This window comes from Nonomuraea sp. NPDC059194, assembly GCF_042754765.1.
GTDB lineage: Bacteria > Actinomycetota > Actinomycetes > Streptosporangiales > Streptosporangiaceae > Nonomuraea.
This window is the reverse complement of sequence record NZ_JBHZBH010000012.1, coordinates 122,729-132,520: the sequence shown is the minus strand read 5'-3', so window position 1 is coordinate 132,520 and position 9,792 is coordinate 122,729. Positions and strand designations below refer to the sequence as shown.

Genomic DNA, 9,792 nt, shown 5'->3' with positions numbered 1-9,792 from the left:
CCAATATGTCATGACAACTGCACGACGTAAAGACCTGGCAACATTCGGGCAACCGCCCGGTTTTCGGACATCCCTTTGGTGGTGCGGGACGGGCGTCAGGGCGTGAGGGCGAGCTCCAGTTCGTGAGTGATCGGAATGCCGTCGGCGGCGGCGGGGATCGCCGTCGCCGCGCCCTCGCCGGGGATCAGCGCGTCGATCGTGAGCACGCGCAGGACCAGGTCGCGGTCTTCAGGGCAGATCGGCCGGATGTCGAGCGACATGCTCGCCACGCTAGCCGACGAGCGTCTCCTCGGTCTCGAGCATCGCGCCATCGGCGGAGACGATCGGCGGGACGGGCGTGTCGGTCGAGCCGACCAGGCGCGGGCCCGCCGGGCCGTACACCTCGCGCGGCTCGGGGAAGGCGAACAGCAGGGCGAGGTAGAGCACGGCGGCGACCGAGAGGCCGAGCGGCAGCGAGATGTCCACCCCTCCCGCCAGGTAGCCGAGCGGGCCGACGAACTGACCCGGCAGGTTGACGAACAGGATGGCCAGCGCCGCCGAGACCAGCCACGCGGTCAGGCCGCGCCAGTTCCAGCCGTGGGTGAACCAGTAGCGGCCACCCCGCTGGCGGCGGTTGAAGACCTGCAGCGCCTCGGCGTCGTACCAGCCGCGGCGGGTAACGTAGCCGAGCATCATGATGACCATCCACGGAGCCGTGCAGGTGATGATGAGCGTGGCGAAGGTCGAGATGCTCTGGGTGAGGTTGGCGGCGAAGCGGCCGACGAAGATGAAGACGATCGACAGGGTGCCGATGAACACCGTGGCCTGGACGCGGGAGAAGCGGGGGAAGACGCTGGAGAAGTCGAGGCCGGTGCCGTACAGGGCGGTGGTGCCGGTGGACATGCCGCCGACCAGCGCGATGAGGCAGACCGGCACGAAGTACCAGGCGGGCGAGATGGCCAGCAGGCCGCCGACGTAGTTGGGCGCGGCCGGGTCGACGTACTGCTGCGCCTTCACCGCGATGACAGACGCGGTGGCCAGGCCGAAGAAGAACGGCAGGATGGTGGCGATCTGCGACAGGAACGCGGCGGCCATCACCCGCGAGCGCGGCGTCTGGGCGGGGATGTAGCGCGACCAGTCGCCGAGGAAGGCGCCGAACGACACCGGGTTGGACAGCACGATCAGCGCCGCGCCGATGAACGACGGCCAGAACAGCGGGTCGCCGGGAGCGATCGTGCCTGCGTAGGAGGGGTCGAAGTCTCCGGCGAAGGCGAAGACGCCCAGGACGAACAGCAGCGACGCGGCCACGACGGCGATCTTGTTCACGAACAGCATGAAGCGGAAGCCGTACACGCAGACGATCAGCACCAGGCTCGCGAACAGCGCGTAGGCCACGCCGTATGCGGGCGCGCTCTCCGGCAGGCCGACCAGGCGGTGCGCGCCGCCGACCAGCGCGTCGCCCGAGGACCACACGGAGATGGAGAAGAAGGCGATCGCGGTCAGCAGCGACAGGAACGAGCCGACGATCCGGCCGTGGACGCCCAGGTGCGCCGAGGAGGAGACGGCGTTGTTGGTGCCGTTGAGCGGGCCGAACAGCGACAGCGGGGCCAGGATCAGCGCGCCCACCACCAGGCCGAGCACGGTGGCGGCCAGCCCCTGCCAGAACGACAGGCCGAACAGGATGGGGAAGGCGCCGAGCACGCAGGTGGCGAAGGTGTTCGCACCGCCGAAGGCGAGCCTGAACAGGTCGAGCGGGCGGGCGGAGCGGTCGGCGTCGGGGATGCGGTCGACGCCGTAGGTCTCGATCTCGGTCAGGCTTTCCCCGCGGCTCATGGCTTCTCCTTCAGCGCCAGCAGGCTGATCAGGTCGTAGGCGACGTGGGAGGCGGCGACGGAGGTGATCTCGGCGTGGTCGTAGGCGGGGGCCACCTCGACCACGTCGGCGCCGATGAGGTTCGCGCCCGCCAGGCCGCGCAGGATCTCCAGCAGCTCGCGGCTGGTCAGGCCGCCCGCCTCGGGGGTGCCGGTGCCGGGGGCGTGGGCGGGGTCGAGGACGTCGATGTCGACGGAGACGTAGAGCGGGCGGTCGCCGATGCGCTGGCGCAGCGCGTCGATGACCTCGTCGAGGCCGCGGCGCAGCACGTCGGCGGCGGTGACGATGCCGAAGCCCAGCCTGCGGTCCTCGTCCAGGTCGCGCTTGCCGTACAGGGGGCCGCGGATGCCGACGTGGCTGAGCGCCTCGGTGTCGAGCAGACCCTCCTCGACCGCCCTGCGGAACGGCGTGCCGTGGGTGTACTCCGCGCCGAAGTAGGTGTCCCAGGTGTCCAGGTGCGCGTCGAAGTGCAGCAGCGCCACCGGGCCGTGCTTGTCGGCGGCGGCGCGCAGCAGCGGCAGCGCGATCGTGTGGTCGCCGCCGATCGTGACGAGCCTGCTGTCGAGGGAGGCGGCGGCGTGCTGGATGGTCTCCACCGCCTCGCCGATGTTGAACGGGTTGCAGGCGATGTCGCCCGCGTCGGCGACCTGCAGCTGCTCGAACGGCGAGACGTCCAGACCCGGGTGGTACGGCCGCAGCAGCCGCGAGGCCTCCCTGACGGCGGCGGGGCCGAAGCGGGCGCCGGGCCGGTAGGACACGCCGCTGTCGAACGGCACGCCCACGACCGCGACGTCGGCGTGCTCGACCTCGTCGAGGCGGGGCAGGCGGGCGAAGGTGGCGAACCCGGCGAAGCGCGGGATCCTGGAGGAGTCGACGGGCCCCCTGGGCATGGCCTGTCCCCTTTCTCGTGTTTCTCGTGTTCTCTGCTTCTCGTGGCGGTGGCCGGCTGTTCGCACGAGTCTGCGCGGCGCCCCCCGGAAGGGGCAATTGTGCTGGTCACGAAGTTGTGCGTAGGCTTTGTGGGTGGCCACAAAGGTGTCGGTGGAGGATCTTCTCCGCTCCCCCGCCCTGCAACTGCGCCTGCTCGCCGGTGCGGCCGGGCTGACGCGGTCGGTCTCGTGGGCGCACGTCAGCGAGCTCGACGATCCGACGCCGTGGCTGCTCGGCGCCGAGGTGATCATGACGACGGGCCTCGGCGTGCCGCGCACCGCCGCCAAGCAGCGCGCCTACCTCGAACGGCTCGACGACGCCGGAGTGTCCGCGCTGGCACTGTCGGCGCAGCTCCATATGCCGCCCCTGCACGACGCGTTCTTCGTGGCGGCCGAGGAGCGCGGCATGCCGGTCCTGGAGGTGCCGCTGGCCGTGCCGTTCATCGCGATCGCACAGGAAGTGGCGGCGGCCGTCCAGGAGGACGCCAGGCAACGGCTCGGCGCGCAGCTCCAGGTGTTCGGGGCGCTGCGGTGGCTGGCCGCCGAGGACCTCGACCACGCCACGCTGTTCAGGCGGCTCGAACGGCTGAGCGGCTACGAGGTCTTCCTCTGCACGCCACAGGGACGGCCGCTGCTGCCCGGCGTGCCGGTGCCCTCGCTCGACGTGCTGCCCTCAGCGCCCGACGCGCCGCCGACCATCCCCGGCGGGTTCGTCCTGCCGGTGCCGTCGCCCGGCGGGCCCGCCGGATTCCTGGTCGCCTTCGAGCGCGAGGGCGCCAGGCCCGCGGGGCTGGCCGTCGTCCAGCACATCGCCACCGTCGCCGCGCTCCAGGTGGCCATGGTCAGGCACGAGCGGGAGACGCTGCGCCGCGAGGGCGCCGAGACGCTGTCGGAGCTGCTGCAGGACGTGCTCGACCCGGCCACGGCGCGACGGCGGCTGGCCAGGATGGGGCTGGAGGCGCCCATCGCGTTGTTCGCGGTCCGCCAGGTGACCGACGAGGCGCTGCGCCGCGCCCTCGACGACGCGCCGCACCTGATGCTGCGCAGAGGCGACGACCGCTACGTGCTCGGCTCCCCCGCCCTCGGTACGGCAGTCGCCGAGATCCCTGGCGTGGCGGCGGGCGTGTCCACGCCCTTCCCACCCGGCGAGCCGATGCGGGTGGCGCAACGGGAAGCGGTGTGGGCGGCCTCCAGCGCCGCCGAGTCGGGCAGGGCGCTGGTCCACTACGGCGACGACACGACCGGCAGGTGGCTGCAGGACGACCCGTGGGTGCTGACCGCGCTGGTGGATCACGTACTGGGCCAGGTGATCGCCTACGACGCCGCGCACGGCTCGCGGCTGCTGACGTCGGCGCGCACGTGGATGGAGCGCGACCGGCGCACCGAGGACGCGGCGGCGGCGCTCCACGTCCACCCGAACACGCTCGCCTACCGGCTGCGGCGCTTCGCCGAGCTGACGGGCCGCGACCTGTCGTCCAGCGCGGCCTTCGCGGAGGTATGGCTGGCCATCCGCGCCGCCCGCCGCCTCGGCCTGGAGGCCTGACTCACTCAGCTGCCGCGAGCTGGCCGCAGGCGCCGTCGATTTCGCGGCCGCGAGTGTCGCGGACGGTCACCGGCACCCCGTGGAACTCCAGGCGGCGCACGAACGCCCGCTCGTCCTCCGGACGCGACGCCGTCCACTTCGAGCCCGGCGTCGGGTTGAGCGGGATCAGGTTGACGTGCACCAGCTTGTGCTTCACCAGCTTGCCGAGCAGGTCCGCCCGCCACTCCTGGTCGTTGATGTCCTTGATCAGCGCGTACTCGATCGACACCCGCCGCTTGGTCTTGGCCGCGTACGCCCACGCGGCGTCGAGCACCTCGTGCACCTTCCACCTGGTGTTGATCGGCACCAGGCTGTCGCGCAGCTCGTCGTCGGGCGCGTGCAGCGACAGCGCGAGCGTGACGGGCAGCCCCTCGTCGGCGAGCTTGTTGATCGCGGGCACGAGGCCGACCGTGGAGACCGTGACGCCGCGCGCGGAGATGCCGAGCCCGTCCGGCGCGGGCTCGACCAGGCGGCGGACCGCGCCGATCACGGCCTTGTAGTTGGCCAGCGGCTCGCCCATGCCCATGAAGACGACATTGTTGACCCGGCCAGGACCGCCGGGAACCTCGCCCGCGGCCAGCGCCCGCGCCCCCGACACCACCTGCTCGACGATCTCGGCGGTGGACATGTTGCGGGTCAGCCCCGCCTGCCCGGTGGCGCAGAACGGGCAGTTCATGCCGCATCCCGCCTGCGAGGACACGCACATCGTGGCCCTGTCGGGGTAGCGCATCAGCACCGACTCGACCAGCGCGCCGTCGAACAGCCGCCACAGCGTCTTGCGGGTGGTGCCCGCGTCGGTGGTCAGCTCGCGCACGGAGGTCAGCAGCGGGGGCAGCAGCACCGACAGCTTCTCGCGGGCGGCGGCCGGCAGGTCGGTCATCGCCGCGACGTCGGTGGTCAGGTGGGAGAAGTAGTGGCGCGAGAGCTGGTCGGCGCGGAAGGGCTTCTCACCGAGCTCGGCGACGGCCGCGCGGCGCTCGGGCATCGTCAGGTCCGCCAGATGCCTTGCGGGCTTGGCCCGGCGCGGCGCCGTGAACTGCAGCAACGGGCGCTCGGTCTTCTCGGCGGTCATGAGCCCTCTCTTTGATCTAAAGTCCAGATGTGGCGATACACCGATCGTCTGGCGAGGGGCAAACCGAGGTCGTCCTCACCGATGGGAACCCTTACGGGAGCCGCACTCTGGTGGTCGAACGCGACGAAGCCGCGTCGGTAGCTTACCTGTGCTCTCCCGGCGGCGAGGTGCACGGAGCCGTCTGGCTGGCCAACCACACACCCGCCCCCGAGGTCGTCGATCTGGCCAGGCTGAACGCGGGCGCGCCGCCGCTCATGCCACGGCCGAACACCCGCCATCCCGGGGGACGGCACGCGCTCGGCCAGCTGACCACCTTATGGTTCGAGGAGGGCGACGGGGTCGCCCTGTATGAGAACGACGAGCTCCTCGCGGTCATTCCTGGCTGGGCGGACATGAGCAGGGGCATGCCGGGCTACGCCCGCGACGCCGTCGGCGAGACGCCGTTCGCCTGGGCGCTGCCCGAGGCGCTCGAAGGACTGCAGCCGCGGATCTCCCACGCGCGCGCCTACTGGCAGTGGCGCCACAGCGAAGGCTCGTGGACTTCCTTCCAGCAGTTCGTCATGGGTCATCTCGACCGGACCCTCGGCCCTTCGGGGCGCTACTGGGACGCCGGCGGCGGGCGGCTGCCGACGGTCGGGATCAGCGAGCGCCCGCCGTACGGGGACAGGGACTTCACGGTGCTGTCGACCGTCGGCATGAGCTGCCAGCGCATGCCCACGGTCGAGCAGTGGATCGACAGGCCCCGCGCCTACGCCAGGATCGAGCTGGCCGTCGCCACGCACGGCGACCCGCGCGAGGCGGCGCTGCTGCTGGTGTGGCTGGCGCAGTATCCGTGGCACTCGGTGACATGGCTGGGCCACGGACACACCGCCACGTGGTACCACGAGCCGTCGACGTTCCCGCTCGGCGCCCAGTACGACGGGGTGATCATGCTGGCCGACGCCCCCGGCAAGCCCGACCTGTCGGGGTTCGGGTTCGGCGGCGAGGCCGTCCGCTGGCTGTGGCTCGAAGCGTGGACCAGCCGTGACTAGAAGAACAGCGACAGCAGCAGCCACACCGGGATCAGCGTCGCCACCAGGGAGTCGAGCCGGTCCATCAACCCGCCGTGTCCCGGCAGCACCGACCCCATGTCCTTGATGCCGAGATCCCGCTTGATCATCGACTCGACCAGGTCGCCCAGGGTCGCCATGACGGCCGCCAGCACGCCGATCAGCGCGCCCTGCCACAGCTGGCCGCCCATCAGCCAGGCCACCAGCCAGGCGCCGACCGCCGTGCAGGCGATCACCGATCCGGCGAAGCCCTCCCAGGTCTTCTTCGGGCTGATGATCGACATCTTGTGCCTGCCGAACAGCACGCCGGCGAAGTAGCCGCCGATGTCGCTGCTCACCGTCACCGCGATGAAGATCAGCACCCGGTAGTGGCCGTCGCCAGGCTCGGCGAGCAGCAGCGCCACGAACCCGGCCAGCAGCGGTGGATAGGCCAGCGCGAACACCGACGCCGTGGCGTCACGGACGTAGCCGTCCTGCGGGCCGTCGAACATGCGCCACAGCAGCAGCCCGAACACCGCCACGACGAACGTGCCGAGCAGCCACGAGGCTCCGCCCCAGTACGCGCCCGCCTGCATCGCGGCCGTCGCCACGAGCACCGGGATCAGCGGCACCCTGATGTCGCGGGTGCCCAGCGCGTGGACGACCTCCGCCACCCCCACTCCCACGGCGGCCACGACCACCAGGAGGAAAATCTCCTTGATCGTCAGCAGGGAGATGAGGACCAGGGCGCCCAGACCGACGCCGACCGCGATCGCGGCCGGCAGGTTCCTGCCGGTACGGCTTGCCGGCGTGCGTTCTTCCACCACAGACTCTCCAACTCAGCGGTCAGACCGCGCCCGAGCCGTCTGATGCGCACGCTTCGCTTGATACAGCCACGGCCCCCGCGTGACGCGAGGGCCGTGCGGATGCGACCACTCAGACCTCGAGCAACTCCGCTTCCTTCTGCTTGAGCAGCTCGTCGATCTTGGCGACGTGCTTCTGGGTCAGGTCGTCGAGCTCCTTCTCGGCGCGGCGGACCTCGTCCTCACCGGCGTCGCCATCCTTGATCATCTTGTCAAGGGTCTCCTTGGCGGAGCGGCGGATGTTGCGGATGGAGACCTTGGCGTGCTCGCCCTTGTTGCGCGCGACCTTGACGTACTCCTTGCGGCGCTCCTCCGACAGCTCGGGGAAGGCCACCCTGATCACCTGGCCGTCATTGCTGGGGTTGACACCGAGGTCGGAGTCGCGGATCGCCTTCTCGATCGCGGCCATCGAGCCCCTGTCGAAAGGCTGGATGATGACCATGCGGGCCTCGGGAACATGGAACGAGGCCAGCTGCTGGATCGGGGTCGGCGAACCGTAGTACTCGGCGTTGATCTTGTTGAACATCGACGGGGTGACCCGACCGGTCCTGATGGCCGCGAAGTCCTCCTTCGCGACCGAAACGGCCTTGTCCATCTTTTCCTCGGCTTCGAGGAGAGTTTCGTCGATCACAGCGGCTCCCTGTCTATTGGTCGCTCACCTTCCTGGCTCGCTCCGCGGTACCCCATCCTTCTGCGCCAGGCACCGTTTCGCGAGCTTCGTCAGGCTCGCTCCCTATTTCCCTGCCGGACTCACCAGCGTGCCGATCTTCTCACCGCGCACCGCGCGCAGGATGTTGCCCTCGCCCATTAGGTCGAAGACCACGATGGGCAGATCGTTCTCCTTGCACAGGCTGATCGCGGTCTGGTCCATGACGGCGAGGTCGCGTACGAGAACCTCCGCGTAGTCGAGGTGGTCGAAACGGACCGCGTCGGGGTTCTTGCGCGGGTCGGAGTCGTAGACCCCGTCCACCTGAGTGCCCTTGAGCAGCGCCTCCGCGCCGACCTCCAGCGCGCGCTGGGCGGCGCAGGTGTCGGTGGAGAAGTAGGGGATTCCGAGCCCGGCGCCGAAGATGACCACGCGCCCCTTCTCCAGGTGCCTGATGGCGCGGCGCGGCAGGAACGGCTCGGCCACCTGCTGCATGGTGATGGCGGTCTGGACGCGGGTCTCGATGCCGCGCTTCTCAAGGAAGTCCTGGAGCGCCAGGCAGTTGATGACCGTGCCCAGCATGCCCATGTAGTCGCCTCGGCCGCGGTCGAGGCCGCCCGCGGACAGGGTGGCGCCGCGGAACATGTTGCCGCCGCCCACCACGACCGCCACCTGCACGCCCTCGCGGACGGCCTCGGCGATCGAGTCGGCGACGTGGCCGACCACGCCCGGGTCGATGCCCATCGGCTCACCGCCGGCGAACGCCTCGCCGGACAGTTTCAGCATGACTCTCTTGTACGACGAAGCCGCCGACGTGACGGGCTCCTGGTTCTCCTGCACGGCGGCGGCCTCCTCGATGGTGGTTCTGGTAAAGCTGTCGTCGAGGTGGGAGCCGGTGGCCCGCCTCCCACCTCGAGACTAAGCCTGGCCGACCTTGTAGCGGACGAAGGCGAGGACCTCGACGCCGTTCTCCTCGGCGTACTTGGCGATCGTCTTCTTGTTGTCCTTCACGAAGGCCTGCTGCAGCAGGGTGAAGTCCTTGTACCAGCCGTTGACGCGACCCTCGACGATCTTGGCGATCGCGGCCTCGGGCTTGCCCTCCTCGCGGGTCATCTCCTCGAAGAGCGCGCGCTCCTTCTCGACGACCTCGGCGGGAACGGCCTCGGCGTTGAGGTACTTCGGCGCCATCGCGGCGGCGTGCTGCGCGATGTCCTTGGCGACCTCGGCGTTGGGCTTGTCGAGCTGGACGAGCACACCGACGGCCGGCGGGAGCTGCGGGTCGGTCTTGTGCATGTAGGCGCCGACGTAGCCGCCCTCCAGCACGCCGAACCGGCGGATCTCGATCTTCTCGCCCAGCGCGGCGTTGGCCTCGTCGAGGTGCTCCTTGACGGTCTTGCCGTCGAAGCTGGAGGCGAGCAGGGTGTCGACGTCAGCCGGCTTGGTGGCCAGGATGTGCTCGACGACCTGGGCGGCCAGCTCCTGGAAGCGCTCACCCTTGGCGACGAAGTCGGTCTCGCAGTTGAGCTCGAGCAGCGCGGCGGCGGAGTCGCCGTCCTGCTTGAGCGCGACCAGACCGTTGGAGGCGGTGCGCGCCTCGCGCTTGCCGACGTCCTTGGCGCCCTTGAGGCGCAGGATCTCGACGGCGCGGTCGAAGTCGCCCTCGGACTCCTCAAGCGCCTTCTTGCAGTCCATCATGCCGGCGGCGGTCAGCTCGCGAAGCCGCTTGACGTCGGCCATGTTCACGGAAGCCATGTGCTTTTTCCTCGTGGGATGTCGTCGTGGATCGGGTGTGGACCCGGAAAGCCTCAGTGCCGGTGCGAC

Annotated in this window: 10 protein-coding genes; 2 read left to right on the top strand and 8 right to left on the bottom strand. The window is 70.2% G+C overall.

Features of this window, described 5'->3' with window-relative positions:
• Window positions 1-95: 95 nt before the first annotated feature.
• From ACFXJ8_RS17480 to speB, 3 genes are read right to left on the bottom strand one after another with little or no spacing between them, the layout of a single operon-like run.
• The gene (locus ACFXJ8_RS17480; RefSeq protein WP_379644918.1) at window positions 96-260 is read right to left on the bottom strand and encodes a hypothetical protein; all 165 of its coding nucleotides are present in this window, start codon (window positions 258-260) and stop codon (window positions 96-98) included.
• Window positions 261-270: 10 nt separating this feature from the next.
• Window positions 271-1,812 (bottom strand): purine-cytosine permease family protein, encoded by a 1,542-nt coding sequence (locus ACFXJ8_RS17475; RefSeq protein WP_379644917.1) that lies wholly within the window; start codon window positions 1,810-1,812, stop codon window positions 271-273.
• Complete coding sequence (gene speB / locus ACFXJ8_RS17470; RefSeq protein WP_379644916.1) at window positions 1,809-2,741, bottom strand: agmatinase; 933 nt, start codon at window positions 2,739-2,741, stop codon at window positions 1,809-1,811. Before speB ends, ACFXJ8_RS17475 begins: the two co-directional genes overlap by 4 nt.
• 133 nt (window positions 2,742-2,874) lie before the next feature.
• Here speB and ACFXJ8_RS17465 point away from each other — a divergent pair, with 133 nt between their 5' ends.
• Window positions 2,875-4,323, top strand: a complete 1,449-nt coding sequence (locus ACFXJ8_RS17465; protein WP_379644915.1) for a PucR family transcriptional regulator — start codon at window positions 2,875-2,877, stop codon at window positions 4,321-4,323.
• 1 nt (window position 4,324) lies between these two features.
• Here the strand turns inward: ACFXJ8_RS17465 and rlmN are convergent, their stop codons facing one another.
• A complete protein-coding gene (gene rlmN, locus ACFXJ8_RS17460; protein WP_379644914.1) occupies window positions 4,325-5,434 on the bottom strand; it encodes a 23S rRNA (adenine(2503)-C(2))-methyltransferase RlmN in 1,110 nt (369 codons plus the stop codon).
• Window positions 5,435-5,544: 110 nt separating this feature from the next.
• On the opposite strand from rlmN, the gene ACFXJ8_RS17455 reads away from it, so the two are divergent.
• Window positions 5,545-6,465, top strand: coding sequence for a suppressor of fused domain protein (locus ACFXJ8_RS17455; RefSeq protein ID WP_379644913.1), 921 nt, complete (start codon window positions 5,545-5,547; stop codon window positions 6,463-6,465).
• Here the strand turns inward: ACFXJ8_RS17455 and ACFXJ8_RS17450 are convergent.
• From ACFXJ8_RS17450 to tsf, 4 genes are all read right to left on the bottom strand, one after another.
• Window positions 6,462-7,286 carry a phosphatidate cytidylyltransferase gene (locus ACFXJ8_RS17450; protein WP_379644912.1) on the bottom strand — a complete coding sequence of 275 codons (825 nt, stop codon included), beginning with the start codon at window positions 7,284-7,286 and terminating at the stop codon, window positions 6,462-6,464. The two genes, ACFXJ8_RS17455 and ACFXJ8_RS17450, sit on opposite strands and share 4 nt — an antisense overlap.
• 112 nt (window positions 7,287-7,398) lie before the next feature.
• Window positions 7,399-7,956, bottom strand: a complete 558-nt coding sequence (gene frr, locus ACFXJ8_RS17445) for a ribosome recycling factor (protein ID WP_379644911.1) — start codon at window positions 7,954-7,956, stop codon at window positions 7,399-7,401.
• Window positions 7,957-8,058: 102 nt separating this feature from the next.
• Complete coding sequence (gene pyrH / locus ACFXJ8_RS17440) at window positions 8,059-8,757, bottom strand: UMP kinase (RefSeq protein WP_379644910.1); 699 nt, start codon at window positions 8,755-8,757, stop codon at window positions 8,059-8,061.
• 132 nt (window positions 8,758-8,889) lie between these two features.
• Entirely contained in the window at window positions 8,890-9,723 is an 834-nt protein-coding gene (gene tsf, locus ACFXJ8_RS17435; protein ID WP_379644909.1) for a translation elongation factor Ts, read from the bottom strand.
• Window positions 9,724-9,792: the final 69 nt, after the last annotated feature.

Excerpts from the sequence above, each read along its gene's own strand:
- tsf (WP_379644909.1), bottom strand. The coding sequence starts at position 9,723 with ATGGCTTCCGTGAACATGGCCGACGTCAAGCGGCTTCGCGAGCTGACC.
- speB (WP_379644916.1), bottom strand. The coding sequence starts at position 2,741 with ATGCCCAGGGGGCCCGTCGACTCCTCCAGGATCCCGCGCTTCGCCGGG.
- ACFXJ8_RS17475 (WP_379644917.1), bottom strand. The coding sequence starts at position 1,812 with ATGAGCCGCGGGGAAAGCCTGACCGAGATCGAGACCTACGGCGTCGAC.
- ACFXJ8_RS17480 (WP_379644918.1), bottom strand. The coding sequence starts at position 260 with ATGTCGCTCGACATCCGGCCGATCTGCCCTGAAGACCGCGACCTGGTC.
- rlmN (WP_379644914.1), bottom strand. The coding sequence starts at position 5,434 with ATGACCGCCGAGAAGACCGAGCGCCCGTTGCTGCAGTTCACGGCGCCG.
- pyrH (WP_379644910.1), bottom strand. The coding sequence starts at position 8,757 with ATGCTGAAACTGTCCGGCGAGGCGTTCGCCGGCGGTGAGCCGATGGGC.